This window comes from Kitasatospora sp. NEAU-69, from assembly GCF_057158765.1.
In genome coordinates, this window is record NZ_JBWXUE010000002.1 from 470,951 (window position 1) to 488,205 (window position 17,255).

Genomic DNA, 17,255 nt, shown 5'->3' on the forward strand with positions numbered 1-17,255 from the left:
GGGCGTGACCGCACTGCGCACCTCGGTGTTACCGCCCTACGCCGCCCACCTGCGGGTGTACGAGCCGCTCGCCGCGTACCCCGAGCCCGACCGGGCCCGCTGGCAGGAGTACGCCGCGGGCCGGGGCCCGGACGCGGCCTCCGCCGCCGAACCGGTGGCCAGAGCGGCGCTCGAAGCACAGCGGGGGGCGCTCGCCGAGCTGCTCGCCCGCACACCGCGTGCGCTGCCGGAGCAGGAGAGCGGACAGGCCTTCGTCCGGGTGGTCGACGGTGTCACCTATGTCTGCCCCTGGTCGACCCGGATGCGCACCTGGGAGGCGCTGGAGGAACTGCGCGAGACGCTGCCGACGCACCTGCTGGACACCGTGCTGCCGCCGCCGATCCGGGAGCAGGCGCTGGCGGCCCAGACGAACTGGCGCAAGTCCCACCCGGACGCGCGGCCATGGATCCTGACCAGTCGTTGGGAGGTGCCGTTCCGCTGGTTCCTGCCGTTCGGCGCCGAGGACCGCAGGTTCGTCCCGGCCGAGCCGGCCGTCGGCGAGCAGCCGGGGACGCCGGCGGCGCTGTTCTACCTGACGACGATGGGGCAGGCCCGCAAGCGGGTGGCGCGCGCCTACCGGGTGCTGCGCGAGCGGATGTCCGGGACGGCGTTCGCGCTCGGCGCCGAGGAGACCGGGCGCTGGCTGGAGGACTTCCACCCGCGTTCGCTGGTGGAGCTGGACTACGGCGGGCTGGTGCACCTGATGGGCGCCGAGAAGCTGGCGGCCGACCGCTCGGCCGCCGAGGTCGCGGAGGGGCTGGCGGCGCTGCGCGCGGGGGACAGCGAGGGAGCGGCGGACGCCTACCACGGGCTGCTGGACCGCTGGCGGCGCGTGCAGGCGCTGCGCCAGGCAAACTAGGGGGGTCGGACGGCGGGGGCCGGACGGCGGGGGTCCCGGGGCTGTCAGGCCGCCGGGGGATGCTGACGGGGGATGTGGTGACGGGTGCTCAATGGGGCTGCCGGGACGGGGGACTTCCGGCCGTGTGTGGGACATGTAGGAGAAATGTTCGGGACTCTTGGGACCAAGGTCCTGGTTCGGGTCAATACCTCCCGAACGTGACACTACTCACCGTTGACGTGAACTAACCGTTAAGGGTAAAAATGGGACAACCAGCCCAACTCTCCTCACTCCTGCCCACTTTTGGGTGGATCTGGGGTCAGTGTGCCCTTTGGGGGGAATCGACGGGTCTGGCCTCGCCATCACTGGTTGTCGCGATATCGTGACCGCCCGTTATGGGATGTTCCATCGCCATCCGTCGCTCTTGAACCCGTGAGGGGCCAATTTTGGCGGTTTGGTCGATAGGGCTGGACGGATGGTGTAGTTGTAGACACCAGGACAAGCCGTTCGTCCTATAACCGACTCGGTCCGTCTGTGCCATTTCGGGCATCGCGGGCCAAGGTGCAGAATTTGAAGGATAGAACCGCCCTGGTTCGGTTCTCCGAGGAGGCCGCTCATGACCGCTCGTACCCCTGACGCTGAACCTCTGCTGACGCCGGCAGAGGTTGCCACCATGTTCCGTGTGGACCCCAAGACGGTCACCCGGTGGGCCAAGGCGGGCAAGCTCACGTCCATCCGCACGCTCGGCGGCCACCGCCGGTACCGCGAGGCGGAGGTGCGTGCCCTGCTGGCCGGTATTCCCGCCCAGCGCACCGAAGCCTGAGTCTCTGCGGCGGGCCGCTCAGCCCGCCGTTGCCGACGTTTTGCAGAAGGGGTCGCTCCCCGGACTCCGCCGGGTCCGGGAAGCGGCCCCTTTCGGCATGTCCGGAACCGCATTCGGTGCGCTTCCCGACTCTCCCGCGGAGTGCTCGACGGACCTGCATGACGCGCGTAGAGTGCATTCGAAAAAGGTGGGATGTTTGGATTCCCTGACCCCACTGAAGTAATGAGTGTCAACTATTTCATGACTGACATTTGACCATTAAATGACACTTCCGCCGAGGCTTATTGTGACACGCGGGGTGGGGTTGATTCCGTGGGGCGGAATGGCGAAATGGCTGGGAACTCGCTGGGAACTCAGTACAATTTTATATATTAAATGACGCCCTGCGCAGGGGGGGTTCACCGGCGGGGAGTTGTAGAAAAGATAAGTGACGACCGTCACAGGGTTCCGCGTTGTGGTCTGGACCAGCCTGGCGATAATGCCGGCTGACGGTCCGTCGCCTGCGGGGTCGGCAGCGGGGTCGCCTGCCGGAGGGATGCGTCCTGTGAGTCCGCTGGGTGCCGGCTGGGGGTGAGCCGTGCATCTGGCGGGGGCGGGGGCGGGGGCGGGTCGGGCCCCGGGTCGGCGCGGGGTCGGCGCGGGGTCGGGTCCGGCCGGGGCTGCCGCTGGAACGGCGAGAGGCCCGGAACCTGACGGTTCCGGGCCTCTCGCTTACGGCGATCCTGACGGGACTTGAACCCGCGACCTCCACCTTGACAGGGTGGCGAGCTAACCAACTGCTCCACAGGACCAGATTTTTACTGCCTTGCCGTTGCCCTCAGCAGCGACAAGACAGATCGTAACGCATTCCGGGCCCCCAGGTCGAACCGGCTGTGCGAGCCGATGACCAGGGGGCCCGGGCGGGCCCGGGGCTCCCCGCCGAAGGGCCGTCAGAGCGCGGCGGCGGCCGCGTCCATCGCCTTGAGGATCCGCTTCTCGGAGACCGGCGCCGGGGTGCCCAGCCCCTGGGCGAAGAAGCTCACCCGCAGCTCCTCGATCATCCAGCGGATCTGCCGGACCGCCTCGGAGGGCTGCTGCCCGGCCGGTACGGCGGCCAGCAGCTCGCCGTAGGCCCGCTGCACGTCCTGCACCTTGAGCAGGTGCTGCAGGTCGCGCTGCGGGTGGTTGGGCAGCGCCTCCAGCCGCCGGTCCACCGCGATCAGGTACCGCTTGACGTCCGGCAGCCGCTGCCAGCCGGTCCCGGTCACGAAGCCCGGGTGGACCAGCGAGGCCAGGTGCAGCTTGATGTCGTTCACCGCGGAGAGCAGCACCGGGCTGCTGACCGTCTTCAGCCGGTTCGACGCCCGGTGGAAGGCGATCAGCGCGCTCGCGGTCTTCAGCGTGGTGTCGGCGGAGAGCTCGTACAGATCGGCCCGGACCTTGTCGTAGAGCTTGGTGAACGCCTCCTCGTCCCAGGCCGGCCCGCCGTTCAGCGCCATCAGGCGGTCGGTGGCGCAGGCCGTGATGTCCTCGAAGAGCGCCGGGACCGAGCCGTGCGGGTTGTAGGAGAGCGCGAGCTTGGCCTGGTTGCCGAGCCGGGCCTGGATCGCCTTGGCCGGCGAGGTGGTGACCAGCTGGAGCAGCCGGCGGCTGCCCTCCCACATCGCCTGCTCCTGGGCCTGCGGCGTCTCGAAGAGCCGGATCGCCACGCTGTCCCGCTCGTCCGTGAAGGCCGGGTAGGCGCGCAGCGAGTGGCCGCGCGAGCGCTGCTCGAAGGTGCGCTGGAGCAGCGGCAGCCCGCTGGGCCAGGCGGTCAGGCCGGTGCGCTCGATGCCCTGGCCGGAGGCGGCCGAGGAGAGCGTCTCCTTCAGCTTGGGCTGGAGCCGCAGCCGCAGCTCCTCGAGGTCCTTGGCCTCGGCGAGCTTGCGCTTGCCGTCCACCACCCGGAACGTCACCTTGAGGTGGTCGGGGACCCGTTCGTCGTCCCAGGCGTCCGGCGGGATCGGGATGCCGGACATCCGGTGCAGGATCCGCTCCAGGGTCGGCAGCAGCGGCTCCTGGCGGTTCGTCATCTCGCGCAGCGCGGCCCTGGCGAAGTCCGGGGCCGGCACGAAGTTGCGCCGGATCGCCTTGGGCAGCGCGCGGATGTACGCCGTCACCAGCTCGCCGCGCAGGCCCGGGATCTGCCAGTCGAAGCCCTCCGAGGTGACCTGGTTGAGCACCGGCAGCGGGATGTGCACGGTCACGCCGTCCGCGTCGCTGCCCGGCTCGAACTGGTACGTCAGCTTGAACCGGAGCTTGCCCTGCTGCCAGTAGTCCGGGTAGTCGGCCTCCACCACGCCGTCGGCGGCGTCGTTGATCAGCATCGACTTCTCGAAGTTGAGCAGGTCGGGCTGGTCGTGCCGGGTCTTCTTCCACCAGGAGTCGAAGTGCCGGGTGGAGACGATCTCCTCCGGCAGCCGGGCGTCGTAGAAGTCGAAGAGGGTCTGGTCGTCCACCAGGATGTCCCGGCGGCGGGCCCGGTTCTCCAGCTCCTCGACCTCGCCGAGCATCCGGCGGTTGGCCGCGAAGAAGTCGTGGTGGGTCTCCCAGTCGCCCTCGACCAGCGCGTTGCGGATGAACAGCTCGCGGCAGAGCTCCGGGTCGATCCGGCCGAAGTTGACCCGGCGCTGGGCGACGATCGGCATGCCGTAGAGCGTCACCCGCTCGAAGGCCATCACCGCGCCGGCCTTCTTCTCCCAGTGCGGCTCGCTGTACGTCTTCTTGATCAGGTGGCCGGCCAGCGGCTCCACCCACTCGGGCTCGATCTTGGCGTTGATCCGGGCCCAGAGCCGGGAGGTCTCCACCAGCTCGGCGGACATCACCCAGCGCGGCGGCTTCTTGAACAGGCCCGAGCCGGGGAAGACCGCGAAGCGCGCGCCGCGGGCGCCGCCGTACTCGCGCTTCTCCACGTCGTACAGGCCCAGGTGCGAGAGCAGACCGGCGAGCAGCGACTGGTGGATCCGGTCGGCGTCCGGCTCCGCGTCCGGGTGGGGCTCCTCGATGGTGACGCCGAGCTGCTTGGCGACCGTGCGCAGCTGGGTGTAGATGTCCTGCCACTCCCGTATCCGCAGGTAGTTCAGGAACTCCGCCTTGCACATCCGGCGGAACGCCGAGGAGGAGAGCTCCTTCTGCTGCTCCTTCACGTAGCGCCACATCGCCAGGTAGGCGAGGAAGTCGGAGGTCTCGGAGTTGAACCGGCGGTGCCGCTCGTCGGCCGCCTGGCGCTTCTCGGTCGGGCGCTCGCGCGGGTCCTGGATGGAGAGCGCGGCGGCGATCACCATGACGTCGCGCACGCAGCCGTTCTTGTCCGCCTCCAGCACCATCCGGGCGAGCCGCGGGTCGACCGGGAGCTGGGCCAGCTTGCGGCCCAGCGGGGTGAGGCGCTTGCGCAGGTCCTTCTCGGCCGGGTCGAGCGCGCCGAGCTCGTGCAGCAGGTTGACGCCGTCCTTGATGTTGCGCGAGTCCGGCGGGTCGAGGAACGGGAACGCGGAGATGTCGCCGAGGCCGGCCGCGGTCATCTGCAGGATCACCGAGGCGAGGTTGGTGCGCAGGATCTCGGCGTCGGTGAACTCGGGGCGGGCGAGGAAGTCCTCCTCCGAGTAGAGCCGGATGCAGATGCCGTCGCTGGTACGGCCGCAGCGGCCCTTGCGCTGGTTGGCGCTGGCCTGGCTGATCGCCTCGATCGGCAGCCGCTGGACCTTGGTGCGGTGGCTGTAGCGGGAGATCCGGGCGGTGCCCGGGTCGATCACGTACTTGATGCCGGGCACCGTCAGCGAGGTCTCGGCCACGTTGGTGGCGAGCACGATCCGGCGCGAGCCGGAGCGCTGGAAGACCCGGTGCTGCTCGGCCGAGGAGAGCCGGGCGTAGAGCGGCAGCACCTCGGTGGACCTGAGTTTGAGCTTGTCGAGCGCGTCGGCGGTGTCGCGGATCTCGCGCTCGCCGGAGAGGAAGACGAGGATGTCGCCCGGCCCCTCGGCCTGGAGCTCCTGGGCGGCCTCGCAGATCGCCTGCACCTGGTCGCGGTCGCGGTCGAGGTCGGTCGTGTCGTCGTCCTCGTCCGCCGCCTCGTCGAGCAGCGGGCGGTAGCGGACCTCCACCGGGTAGGTGCGGCCGGAGACCTCGACGATCGGGGCGTCGCCGAAGTGGCGGGCGAAGCGCTCCGGGTCGATGGTCGCGGAGGTGATGACCACCTTCAGGTCGGGGCGGCGCGGGAGCAGCTGCTTGAGGTAGCCGAGGATGAAGTCGATGTTGAGGCTGCGCTCGTGCGCCTCGTCGATGATCAGGGTGTCGTACTGGCGCAGCTCGCGGTCGGTCTGGATCTCGGCGAGCAGGATGCCGTCGGTCATAAGCTTGACCAGGGTGTCCTGGCCGACCTGGTCGGTGAACCGGACCTTCCAGCCGACCGCCTCGCCGAGCGGGGTGCGCATCTCCTCGGCGACCCGCTCGGCGACCGTGCGGGCGGCGATCCGGCGCGGCTGGGTGTGGCCGACCAGGCCCTTGACGCCACGGCCGAGCTCCAGGCAGATCTTGGGGATCTGGGTGGTCTTGCCGGAGCCGGTCTCGCCCGCGACGATCACCACCTGGTGGTCGCGGATCGCGGCCAGGATCTCGTCCTTCTTCTGGCTGACCGGCAGCTCGGCCGGGTAGCTGATCGTCGGGACGGCTGCGCGGCGCTGCTCGACGCGCAGCTCCGCCTTCGCGAACTCGGCGGCCAGCTCGGCGGCGATCTTCTCGCGGGCCGCGGGCTGGCGGACCCGGCGGGCGCCGTCCAGCCGGCGGCCGAGGCGCTGCTGGTCGCGCAGGGTGAGCTCGGGCAGCCGGGTGGCCAGCTCGCTGATGCCGGGCGCCTGGGGGGTGGCGGGGGCCTGGGCTGCCTTGGCGGCCCGGGGGGCCTTGGATGCCCTTGTTGCCCTGGGCTCCTTCGGTGCCTGGGCTTCCTGGGGCTGGGGCTCCTGGGGTGCTTGGGGTGCTTGGGGCGCGTCCGGTGCCGGGTCCGCGGTGGCTGCCGCGGGCGCGTCGGGGGAGGCCAGGACCGACGACGGCTGGTCGCTCGACGGCTGGGCTGCGGGAGAACTCACTGCGGGCATCCCTCTAGGTTCGCAAGGAGGGGCGGACTGCCGCACCTCGGTTTCTGCGCGCTACTCGGCGGATCAAGTGTCACATCCGGGGGCGGCAGGACGGGGATGGCAGCTGTCCGCTCGGCCGGGCGGGCGGGGGTGGGGCCGCGGGGTGGGGACCGCAGGTGTGGCGGGGCCGGGGCCGGGGGCGGCAGGTGCGGGGAGGGAAGGTGGTGGGGCGGGAGCCGGCAGGTGATGCGAGGCGGTGCCGCAGGGGGTGCAGGCGTGCGGGGCCTGGGGCCGGGGTCGGCAGGGGTGGTGCGGCTCAGCGGTAGTTCAGCTCGGCCATCTCGGTGGCCATCCGGCCGAGCAGCACCGGCAGGCGGCCGATCAGCGGGAGCACGGCCTTGCGCAGCAGGCGGGCCGGGGCGCGGTCGGTGCCGGCGATCTTGGTCATCCGGTCCGTGACGGTCACCACGTGCTGCGCGATCGGGCGGCGGCGCGCCTCGTACTCGTCCAGCGCCGTCCCGCTCCGCTCGGCCAGCGCGCGGCGCAGCGCGAGCCCGAGCGCGTGCGCGTCCTGGATGCCGGTGTTCATGCCCTGGCCGCCGGCCGGGCTGTGCACGTGCGCCGCGTCCCCCGCCAGCAGCAGCCGGCCGGCCCGGTAGTGGTCGGCGACCCGGTGCTGGATCCGGAAGCGGGCCGAGCGCTGCACGTCGAGGATCCGCGCCTGGCCGGGCGCGCGCTCGTCGAGCAGCCGCTGGAGGTACTCCCGGCCGGGCTCGTGCGGCGCGGTCGCCACCGAGGCGACCAGCCGGACGTAGCCGTCCGGCAGCGGGGCGACGAAGGTCCAGCCGTCGCGGTGCAGGTTGAGCGAGACCTCGTCGCGGCCCGGCGCCCAGTCCATCCGCACTTCGGCGCGCAGGAAGGACTCCTCGTACGCGCTGCCGGTGAAGCCGATGCCGGCCGCCTCGCGGACCAGGCTGTGCATCCCGTCCGCGCCGACCACGTAGGCGGCGCGCAGCGTCTCGCCGGTGCTGGTGACCAGCGTGACGCCGTCCGGGTCCTGCGCCACCGAGACGACCCGGTGCGGCCGCTCGATGTCGCCGCCGAGCGCGCGCAGCCGGGCCAGCAGCATCGCCTCGGTCTCGTTCTGCCCGATCAGCAGCGTGTACGGGTACGGGGTGGCCAGCCGGTCGAACGGCACCGTGAGCAGCCGCCGGCCCCGCTCGCGGATGCTGAACCGGCTGATCGCCAGGCCGCGGGCGACCAGCGGCTCGGCGGCGCCGAGCTCCTCCAGCACCTCCAGGGTGCGGGCGTGCACGACGGCGGCGCGCGAGCTGGTGGCGCCCTCGGACAGCGCGTCCAGCAGCACGAAGTCGATGCCGGCCTGGGCGAGCGTGATGGCGAGGGTGAGGCCGGTGGGGCCGGCTCCGACGATCGCGACCTGGGTGGTGGTCCGCATGGTGATCTCCCTGTGCGCCGTTGTGACCTGCGTGCCCGGGAGACGTGGGTGGCACTGCTCCCGGGCGATGCCAACACTTGTTGGCCAACGCTCGTTGGCAATGCTCGTCCCGAGCTGACGAGATGTCAACCGGAGTTGGCCGACTGTTCTTGACATGGCTGGAATCAATCGGGGCGCCACGCTGCCACGGGCTTCGCGGGGGTGCCGAACTGACGTACCATCAGCGCTCTGTCGGCCGCCTCAAGCCAGCCGTCTCCAGCCAGCCGCCTTCAGGGAGTCCCGATGCGCCGGATCGCCATCGTCGGAGCCGGGCAGGCCGGTCTCCAGCTCGCGCTCGGCCTGCAGGCGGCGGGCTACCCGGTGACGCTGGTCGCCGCGCGCACGCCGGAGCAGCTGCGGTCCGGGCCGGTGCTCTCCACCCAGGCGATGTTCGGGCCCGCGCTGCGGATCGAGCGCGCGGCCGGGCTGGACCTCTGGGCGGATCGGACGCCGGCGGTCGGCTCGGTGCGCGCGGTGCTCGCCGCGCGAACCGAGCCAGGGGCGCAGGCGCTGGCCTTCACCATGTCGCTGGACGAGCCGGGGCAGTCGGTGGACCAGCGGGTGAAGACGGCCGGCTGGCTGGAGCTGTTCGCCGAGCGCGGCGGGCGGGTCGAGTACCGCACGCTGGACCGGGCGCAGCTGCGGCAGTTGGCCCAGGCGCACGAGCTGACCGTGGTCGCGGCCGGTCGCGGCGAGCTGGCCGGGCTCTTCGAGCGGGACGCCGCGCGCTCCCGGTATGACCGGCCGCAGCGCACGCTGACCTGCATCTACCTGCACGGGGTGGCTTCACCCGACCCGGCGGCCGAGCCGCGGGCCCGGATGCACGCGCTGCCCGGGGTCGGCGAGCTCTACCTGCAACCCGCGCTGACCGTCTCGGGGACGTGCCAGATCCTGCTCTGGGAGGCCGTCCCGGGTGGGCCGCTGGACTGCTTCGCCGACCGTCCCGGACCGGCCGCACAGCTCGCGCGGATCCTCGACGTGCTGCGCGAGCGGCTGCCCTGGGAGTACGAGCTGTGCGCCGGCGCCGAACCGACCGATCCCGGTGGCAACTTGTACGGCGCCGTGACGCCGACCGTCCGGCATCCGGTCGCCCGGCTCGACGGCGGCCCGCACCTGCTCGGCCTCGGCGACACGCTGGTGCTCAACGACCCGATCGCCGGCCAGGGGGCGAACAACGCGGCGCGCGCGGCGGAGCGCTACCTGCGGGAGATCGTCGAGCTGGGCGAGGCGCCGTTCACGCCCGAGTGGATGGCGCGCACCTTCGAGCGGTGCTGGCAACACGCCCGGCACAGCGTGGACTTCACCGCGGCGATGCTCGACATGCCGGAGCACCTGGGGCGGGTCTTCGAGGCCGCGGCGCAGGACGAGGCGGTGGCGCGCAGGCTCGCCAACACGTACGCGGAACCGGCCGACCACGCGGCCTGGCTGGCCACGGCCGAGCTGACCGAGGCCTACCTGGCGACGCGCTGAGCCGAGGGATGTCCCCCCGTCCCCCCGGCTCGGCGCGTGCGTACCGCGAGTGGCGGAACTCGGGTCAGCCCTCGATCAGTTCGGCGAACCGGATGGTGTCGAAGACGTCCTCCATCCGGATCGCCAGGCCGTCGCGGAAGGTCCAGGAGTGGACGAACCGCAGCGTCTCGGTGCGCCCGCCGAGGGACTTGACCTCCCGGGTGCCGAACACCACCACCCGGTCGCCGGATTCGATGAACTCCGCCGGCGCCAGCCGCATCCCGCCGAGCACGGTCGGCACGTGGGCCAGGAACTCGCCGATGCCCGCGTGGCCGTGCTTGGTGCCGCCGAGGCCGTAGCGGGACATGCCGTCGGGGTGCACCCACTCGACCGCCGGGTCCATCACCGCGAGCAGGCCGGCCACATCCCGCTCCCGAAAGGCCTGGTAGGCGGCCCGGACGGCTGCGAGGTTGTCGCGCGGGGCGTCCTGCGTGACGCCGTGCGTGGCGTCGCGCGTGACGTCGTGCGGGTTCTCGTGCTGGGCTGTCATCGGAGTCAACCGCCTTCAGTGCTTGAGGTGTTCGGGGTACAGCGCGGCGAGGGTGCGGCGGATGCCGTCGCGCCAGCCGACCCGGCACGGGCCGGTCAGCTCGCGGCGCCGGGTCGGGTCGAACTGGTAGGTCTCGCGGGTGACTTCGCTGGGCACCAGGTTCGCCGTGACGCCGGTGAGCTGCTCCAGGTGGCGGATGCAGTCGGTCACGCCGACCGATTCGTCACCGCCCCAGTTGACCAGCGTCGCCGGGTCGGCGGCCGCCTGCCACAACTGCGGGACCTGGGCCACCAGGTCGTCGGTGTACAGCAGCGAGCACCAGTTCTGGCCGTCGAGCGGCACCGGGATCGGCTCACCGGCCAGCATCCGCTTGAAGTACAGCATCGGAACGCCGCCGTAACCGCCGGGCCCGTAGGCGATGTTGAGCCGCGCGATGGTGGTCGGCAGCCCCAGCACCCGGGCGAAGGCCCGGACCGCACCCTCGGTGGCGATCTTGCCCACCGGGTAGGCGGGCAGCCAGTCGGCCACGCCGTCGATCGGGTCGGACTCGGTGTACCTGTGGTCCAGCGTCCGGCGGGCGTAGACGGCGCCAGTCGAGACGTAGAGGAACGCCGTCGCGGTCCGGCAGTGCGTCATGAGGCGGCCTGCGGCCGTCGCGTTGACCTCGACGGCGGCGTTGAAGTCGCCGTCCTCGCCGCGCCGCACCGCGGAGTGGATCACGTGCGTGAAGTCCTGCGGGAGGCCCTTCAGGGGGTCCGGGCCGGTGTCGTCCATGTCCCAGTGCCAGGTCCGGATGCCGCGCGCGGTCAGCTCCTGCTCCACGCCCGGGGTGCCGAACCGGCCCAGGCACCAGACCTCGTTCTGCTCGGCCAGGCTCTCGGCCACCGGCCGGGCCACCTGTCCGGTGCCGCCGGTGACCAGGATCTTCGCGCCCTTCACTGACTCTCCTCGGTTGTCGTACGGGTCGTCCCGGTGGCGCGCGCCGCGTCGGCCTCGGCCATCGCCCGGTCGAGCTCGCCGCGCAGGATCGACTGGAAGACCGCGACGTGCCGGGGGCCCATCAGCGTGTAGTGCTCGCCGGGGACGTCCAGGTAGCGGTTCGGCTCGCGGCTGTGTTCGTCCCAGCGGTGCAGTTCCTGCTCCAGCCAGTCCTGCTTGCTGCCGCGCAGCGGGGTCGCGTAGAACACCGACATCGACCTGACCGTGCCGCTGGGCCGGTAGTTGCGGCCGAGCGTGGTCAGGCCGTCGGCGAGCTCCGCCCAGGCGCTGAACTTCTCCGGTGTCAGGTCGAGTTCGGCCACCCGGTCGCGCGGTGCGTGCTCGAAGAGGTACGCCAGCTGCTGCTCCCTGGAGAGCCTGCGCAGTCTCGCGGGCAGTTCCAGCGCCTGTCTCCGGTCGATCAGCGCCAGGAAGAAGGCCAGGTTGACGGCGGTCTCGACGAAGTCGAGCTCGTCCATCCGGTACTTGATGTGCGGCGGCAGGTTGAAGCTGCCGACGAAGTCCACCCGCTCGCCCTGCTGCTCCAGCGTCTTGGCGATCTCGAAGGCCACCGCGGCGCCGTAGGAGTAGCCGGCCACCGCGTACGGCCCGTGCGGCTGCCGCTCGCGGATCGCGGCCACGTAGACGGCGACCATCTCCTCGAAGGTGGTGAACGGCCGCTCGCCCGGGTTGAAGCCGCGGGCCCGCAGTGCGTGGAACGGCCGGTCGCCGGCGAAGTACCTGGCCAGGTTGACGAAGACCAGCACCTCGCCGACCCCGGGGTGCACGCAGAACAGCGGCGTCTTGTCGCCGCCGAGCTGCATCGGCACGATCGGGTCGTACGGCTGCTCGCCCCGGTCGCGGTCGGCGAGCCGGCCGGCCAGCGCGCGGACGGTGGGGGCCGTCAGCACGGTGATGATCTGCAGGTCCTGGACGCCGAGGCGCTGGGCGACCTTGCTGCGCAACCGCAGGATGTCCAGCGAAGTGCCGCCCAGATCGAAGAAGTTGGCGGTCGCGCTGATGCTCTTCGGGTCGGCGTCGAACATCTCGGCGTAGATCTCCGCGAGCGCCCGCTCGGTGTCGCCCTGCGGCTCGGTGTAGCCGCCGAGCCGGCGCAGCAGCAGATCGGCGACGGCCGTCACCGTCGGCCGGTACTCGCCGGCCTCCAGCCGCCGGCGCATCAGGGCGCGCTGGATCTTGCCGAGGCTGGTCTTCGGGAACGCGTCCTCGGGCAGCGGCAGGATCAGCGCCGGGCGGAAGCCCCAGTGCATCACGACGGTGCTGCGGACGGCTATCAGCAGGCGGTGCAGCGCGCTCTCGTCGCCGGCCGGTATCGCGGTGTGGAACGCGATCACCAGCTGCTCGGTGTCGCTCTGTGCCGCGCGGGTCGGGAACGCGGCGACGAAGGAGCGGGAGATGCCGTCGAGCTGCTCCAGCGCGGTCTCGATGTCGTGGCTGTAGTAGTTGACGCCGTTGACGATGACGCTGTCCTTGCTGCGCCCGACGAGGGTCAGCCGCCCGTCGTCGATCCGGCCGAGGTCGCCGCTGCGGAACCAGCCGTCCGCAGTGAAGGCGTCCTGGGTGGCCTGCTCGTTCTCGTGGTAGCCGCTGGTGATCATCGGCCCGCTGAGCTGCAGTTCGCCGACCCGGCCGGCCGGCAGCGCCTGGCCGTGCCCGTCCACCACCCGGATCCGCAGGCCCTCGACGGGGGTGCCCAGGTTGGCGAACTCCTGGCCGAGGTCGGTCTCGGGGAAGCCCTGCGAGTAGATGCTGCCGGCGCAGGTCTCGGTCATGCCGAAGGCCGGCCAGAGCACGGTCGGCGCGAGGCCGTACGGCGCGAAGCGGGCCAGGAAGGCCTGCCCGGTGGCCACCACCACGGCCTCGCCGCCGCTGATGACCTGGCGCAGCGCGGACAGTTCCAGACCGTCGGCCGGGGTCGGCTCCGGAGATGAATTGAGCAGCCCGAGAAGGAAGTTGGGGGTGAAGGTCATGCTGACCCGGTGGCGGGAGAGCAGCCGCAGGAACTCCATCGGCTCGCCGAGGACCACCGGGGCGGGCACGTGCAGCTGGTCGGCGCCGACCGAGAGCGGCAGCAGGTGGCACTCCAGCAGCGCCGCCACGTGGTCGAAGGAGACCCAGTTGAGGCTGGTGTCGGCCGCGGTCAGTCGGTGGTGGCCGTTCTTGCCCCGCATGGACGCCAGCAGGTTGGCGTGGCTGAGGACCACGGCCTTGGCGTTGCCGGTGGAGCCGGAGGTCAGCACGAGCAGCGCGGTGTCCTCCGGGGCCGCCCGATGGACGTCGGGGCGCGGGCCGTCCTGGGAGAGTGACTCCAGGACGGCCGTGGTCAGGCCGGCGAGCGGCGGCAGCTCGGCCGCGAGCGGTTCGCTGGTCAGGATCAGCGGATTGCCCAACAGGCCGTCCACGTAGGAGAGATGAGCCGACCAGCGATCCGGGTCGCCGTGTATCGGGGTGAGCGGGCAGGGGACGAGGCCGCCGAGCAGGCAGGCCCAGAACGCGGTCAGGAAGTCCTGCTGGTCGTCCAGTAACAGCACGACCCGGTCCCGTGGCCGGAGCCCGCGGGCGCGCAGGCCGACCAGGACCCGTCCGGCCTGTTCCAGCAGCTCCGGATAGCTCTGGAAGCGGTACTCGCCGTCAGCGCCGCCCGCGCAGTAGCGCAGTCCGGCGGCCGGGTGCTCGATGGCGGTGCGCAGCAGCAGTTCGGCGATATTCCGGGGTGAAGCGGACATGCTTGTTTGCACTGCCTTCCCTGGGAGCGGGGAGTCGCATGGCAGGCGCCGGTCGAACAGGCTTGGGCCGGAGCACGACGATGCGGCGGGCGGAGGGCCTCTCTGACGGGCTTGGGTCATAGCCGGCTCGGACGGGGGGACGGGTGCCGCTGGGGCCTTGCCCGGGCAGGCAGGGTCCAGGCGCGACGGCGCTGCGCTGCGCCGCCGTGGCGAACGAAAAGACGTGCATCCCCGTGGTGGAACTCGACGAGCTCTGAGCTGAGTTGGATCATGACTGCGCTGAAGCCGGGAGAGACAGTAACACGGCGACAGGTACATGATCATAAAATCAATTGTGTGGGTTCCGTGGAGCAGATTTGACGCTGCGTCGGCCGATGGACACAGGCCGGCGACGGGGTCTCGCGGGGTCTCACGGGAGCCCACTGGGGGGGCATCGAGATCCACGGCCGCTCGTGGGAGCCGCTGGGGGCCGCCGGGAGTCGTGTGCGCGGTGCGCGTGGGAGCGCGTGCGAGGGCATCGCGGCTGGTCAGGCGGCTGATCCGGCCTGCGGCCGGCATGCGGACATGTTTGAACCCGAACCGGCGGAGACCCTTTTTACTGGTCGAAAATCAGCCGGAACGGGAGCCGGATGTCCATGATCTGGCAATTTGCGGACATCACCGAAAGCACACTCGCCAGAGCGATGTGCCGACCGGCTGCTGCCGGGCGGCACGGACGCAAACGCCGGGGAACAGCCGGGTGGTCAAGCGGGGATCAACCGGCGTCAGGGAATCAGAGCAGGAAGAGCTTGGCGAAGGGTGCCGAGATCCGCTCCTGCCGCGAGCCGAAGTCCACGAGCACTGCGATCTGCCCGTCGCCTTCGACAGCGATGGTGCGGCCGAGGCCGTATTCGTCATGTGACACCCGGTCCCCGACCGCGAATCGCTTGACCGGCTGCGGCGCCGCGGCGCGGAAGGGACTGGTGGGGAGGTGGCGCCGGGGCGCTGAATTCGTCATCTGTGCCAGTATGCGCCTGATCCGGCGGGCTGGGGCGCTCCGGAGCCTCGAATTTTCTGGATCTTGGTTTTCCCGTGGGGTGTTCGAGCGGCCCCGAGCGGCACTCGCCCCCCTCCCCGGAGCCGGGCTCTCGGGCCGTCGGGCCCGTACCTGAGGCGTTGCGGCGCCTGCCGTCCGCCGCCCGGCGCGGGCCCGCGGCGCTCGGGCGGGTCGCCCCCCTCAGGGCCGGCCCGGAGTCCGGCGCCGGCTGCGTTTTCTGAAGTCGCCGCCGAGAAAACCCCCGTTACGGATCGGACCCTGCTACAGTCGTGGTAGTTGCAGTTGTGGTTCCCATGAACTTTGTGTGCGCCTGCTGGTATAACCGCAGGCGCATTTTGTTTCCCGGACGTTCACCGGGCGGGTCATCCATCGCGGCGACGCGAGGCTCGCGCTGCGCGAGTTTCGGACTGCCCACTAAGGAGTTTTTTAATGGCTAATGGCACTGTGAAGTGGTTCAACGCGGAAAAGGGCTTCGGCTTCATCGAGCAGGAGGGTGGCGGCCCGGACGTCTTCGCCCACTACTCGAACATCAACGCCCAGGGCTTCCGTGAGCTGCTCGAGGGCCAGAAGGTCGAGTTCGACGTCACGCAGGGCCAGAAGGGCCCGCAGGCCGAGAACATTCGCCCGCTCTAAGCTTGAAATTAAACCCCGCCAAGATCATTTCTTGGCGGGGTTCGTCGTTCGCCTGACAGCTGGGCGGCCTTTGCGTGATCGTGTCTTCTCGCTGAAGTCGACAACGGATCTACCCAAAGGCCGTGATGGACAGTCTGCAAGACGACGCCGCGCGCGTCGAGGCCCTGACCGCGTTGTCGCGGTTCCGCCGCGAGTTCTACTCCTGCCTGACCTTGCGGGCTGATGCCTTGTTCGAGCTGGCGGACGCGGTGCTGTGCGCCGGTGGCCCGGTGGTGTCGCTGCCGGAGCTCTCCTTGGAGGCAGTGCACCGGCGCGGGCATGGAGCGATGTACGACGCCCTCGCCCGTGGCCGCCTGGACGTGGCCCGGCTGCGCATCGCCCTGGCCGGCCTCGCGCTTCCGCGTGGCGCGGACGGGCAGCTCTCGATCGCGCTCGACGTGACACCGTGGCCGCGGCCGGACGCGGAGTGCTCCCCGGACAGGCTGCACTGCTACCGGCCGTGCCGGTGCGACGGGGTCCGCCGGACGATCCCGGGCTGGCCCTATCAGGTCGCCGTCGCGCTGGGCGCAGGACGCTCCTCGTGGACCGGCCCCCTGGACGCGGTCCGTCTCACCCCTGACGACGACCCTACCGAGGTCACGGCCGCCCAGATCCGCGACCTGCTCCTACGTCTGCGGCAGACCGGGCAGTGGCGCGAGGACGACCCCGAGGTGTTGATCGTCCTGGACTCCGGCTACGACATCGTGCGGTTGACGTGGCTGCTGCGCGACGCACCGGTCCGGCTGCTCGGGCGCATCCGCGCCAACCGGGTCATGTACCAGCCGCCCGGCCGCCGCAAGGGTGACCGGCCCGGCCGCCGGCCCCGTCACGGTGAGGGGTTCCGGCTCGACGACCCGGCCACCCACGCCACCCCCGTCCAGGAATCGGCCAGCCGCCACGACCGGTACGGCGCCGTGACCGCCCGCGCTTGGGGACGCCTGCACCCCAAACTGGAACGCCGCCAGGGCGGCTGGCACGATCACATAGGCGAACTGCCCAACGTCGAGGGCACGTTGGTCCACCTCCAGGTCGAGCACCTGCCCGGCAACCGCGACCCCAAGCCGCTATGGCTGTGGCACTCCGACCCGGACGCCACAGCCCACGACGTCGACCGACTGTGGAGGATCTTCCTCAGAAGATTCGACATCGAACACACCTTCAGATTCTGGAAGCAGTCCCTCGGGATGACCCGTCCCCGCCTGCGCAACCCCGACCAGGCCGACCGCTGGGTCTGGCTCATCCTGGCCGCATACACCCAGCTCCGCCTCGCCCGACCCCTCACCGACGACCTGCGCCGCCCCTGGGAGAAACCCCTCAATCAAGATCAACTCACCCCCGGCCGGGTCCGCCGCGGCTATCCCCGACTCCGCAAGATCCTGGGCACACCCGCGAAACCGCCGAAAGCCACCCGCCCCGGCCCCGGCCGCCCTCGCGGCCGCACCAGCAGCCCCGCACCCCGCCACCCCGTCGGCAAAACTCAACACATAAGGGACAGCCCCTCGGCTACACAGCCAAGGGGCGACCTTTAATTTCAAGCTAAG

General features: G+C 71.0%; 11 protein-coding genes and 1 tRNA gene. 5 read left to right on the forward strand and 7 right to left on the reverse strand.

What is annotated here, in order from left to right; all coding sequences use genetic code 11:
• The first annotated feature begins 4 nt into the window (after positions 1-4).
• The gene (locus AC060L_RS04205) at positions 5-898 is read left to right on the forward strand and encodes a DUF8083 family protein (protein WP_483797040.1); all 894 of its coding nucleotides are present in this window, start codon (positions 5-7) and stop codon (positions 896-898) included.
• Positions 899-1,493: 595 nt separating this feature from the next.
• Entirely contained in the window at positions 1,494-1,700 is a 207-nt protein-coding gene (gene bldC, locus AC060L_RS04210; RefSeq protein ID WP_014137253.1) for a developmental transcriptional regulator BldC, read from the forward strand.
• A 717-nt stretch (positions 1,701-2,417) separates the two neighbouring features.
• Here the strand turns inward: bldC and AC060L_RS04215 are convergent.
• The 3 genes from AC060L_RS04215 to AC060L_RS04225 form a co-directional block, all read right to left on the reverse strand.
• Positions 2,418-2,491, reverse strand: a tRNA-Asp gene (locus tag AC060L_RS04215).
• Positions 2,492-2,629: 138 nt separating this feature from the next.
• Positions 2,630-6,559 (reverse strand): ATP-dependent RNA helicase HrpA, encoded by a 3,930-nt coding sequence (gene hrpA / locus AC060L_RS04220; protein WP_483797063.1) that lies wholly within the window; start codon positions 6,557-6,559, stop codon positions 2,630-2,632.
• Positions 6,560-7,103: 544 nt separating this feature from the next.
• Complete coding sequence (locus tag AC060L_RS04225) at positions 7,104-8,243, reverse strand: FAD-dependent oxidoreductase (RefSeq protein ID WP_483797041.1); 1,140 nt, start codon at positions 8,241-8,243, stop codon at positions 7,104-7,106.
• A gap of 282 nt (positions 8,244-8,525) precedes the next feature.
• On the opposite strand from AC060L_RS04225, the gene AC060L_RS04230 reads away from it, so the two are divergent.
• Positions 8,526-9,752, forward strand: coding sequence for a styrene monooxygenase/indole monooxygenase family protein (locus tag AC060L_RS04230; RefSeq protein WP_483797042.1), 1,227 nt, complete (start codon positions 8,526-8,528; stop codon positions 9,750-9,752).
• Between the two features lie 64 nt (positions 9,753-9,816).
• On the opposite strand, the gene AC060L_RS04235 is transcribed toward AC060L_RS04230, so the two are convergent.
• The 4 genes from AC060L_RS04235 to AC060L_RS04250 all read right to left on the reverse strand — a co-directional run bounded on the left by AC060L_RS04235 (position 9,817) and on the right by AC060L_RS04250 (position 15,003).
• Positions 9,817-10,281, reverse strand: a complete 465-nt coding sequence (locus AC060L_RS04235; protein ID WP_483797043.1) for a nuclear transport factor 2 family protein — start codon at positions 10,279-10,281, stop codon at positions 9,817-9,819.
• Between the two features lie 15 nt (positions 10,282-10,296).
• Positions 10,297-11,220, reverse strand: a complete 924-nt coding sequence (locus AC060L_RS04240) for an NAD-dependent epimerase/dehydratase family protein (RefSeq protein WP_483797044.1) — start codon at positions 11,218-11,220, stop codon at positions 10,297-10,299.
• Entirely contained in the window at positions 11,217-14,006 is a 2,790-nt protein-coding gene (locus AC060L_RS04245; protein ID WP_483797045.1) for an AMP-binding protein, read from the reverse strand. The genes AC060L_RS04240 and AC060L_RS04245 overlap by 4 nt, the downstream gene beginning before the upstream one ends.
• Positions 14,007-14,778: 772 nt before the next feature.
• On the reverse strand, positions 14,779-15,003 hold the full coding sequence (locus AC060L_RS04250; RefSeq protein ID WP_483797046.1) for a hypothetical protein: 225 nt from the start codon (positions 15,001-15,003) through the stop codon (positions 14,779-14,781).
• 468 nt (positions 15,004-15,471) lie between these two features.
• Between AC060L_RS04250 and AC060L_RS04255 the strand changes: the two genes are divergently transcribed.
• Together AC060L_RS04255 and AC060L_RS04260 are read left to right on the forward strand one after the other, a co-directional pair.
• The gene (locus tag AC060L_RS04255) at positions 15,472-15,675 is read left to right on the forward strand and encodes a cold-shock protein (RefSeq protein WP_042388274.1); all 204 of its coding nucleotides are present in this window, start codon (positions 15,472-15,474) and stop codon (positions 15,673-15,675) included.
• Between the two features lie 125 nt (positions 15,676-15,800).
• On the forward strand, positions 15,801-17,243 hold the full coding sequence (locus AC060L_RS04260) for an NF041680 family putative transposase (RefSeq protein WP_483797048.1): 1,443 nt from the start codon (positions 15,801-15,803) through the stop codon (positions 17,241-17,243).
• The last annotated feature ends 12 nt before the right edge of the window (positions 17,244-17,255 follow it).

Bases quoted from the DNA above. Each gene is read 5' to 3' on its own strand.
- AC060L_RS04235 (WP_483797043.1), bottom strand. From the start codon at position 10,281: ATGACAGCCCAGCACGAGAACCCGCACGACGTCACGCGCGACGCCACG.
- AC060L_RS04250 (WP_483797046.1), bottom strand. From the start codon at position 15,003: ATGACGAATTCAGCGCCCCGGCGCCACCTCCCCACCAGTCCCTTCCGC.
- AC060L_RS04225 (WP_483797041.1), bottom strand. From the start codon at position 8,243: ATGCGGACCACCACCCAGGTCGCGATCGTCGGAGCCGGCCCCACCGGC.
- AC060L_RS04260 (WP_483797048.1), top strand. From the start codon at position 15,801: ATGGACAGTCTGCAAGACGACGCCGCGCGCGTCGAGGCCCTGACCGCG.
- bldC (WP_014137253.1), top strand. From the start codon at position 1,494: ATGACCGCTCGTACCCCTGACGCTGAACCTCTGCTGACGCCGGCAGAG.
- AC060L_RS04255 (WP_042388274.1), top strand. From the start codon at position 15,472: ATGGCTAATGGCACTGTGAAGTGGTTCAACGCGGAAAAGGGCTTCGGC.
- AC060L_RS04245 (WP_483797045.1), bottom strand. From the start codon at position 14,006: ATGTCCGCTTCACCCCGGAATATCGCCGAACTGCTGCTGCGCACCGCC.
- AC060L_RS04230 (WP_483797042.1), top strand. From the start codon at position 8,526: ATGCGCCGGATCGCCATCGTCGGAGCCGGGCAGGCCGGTCTCCAGCTC.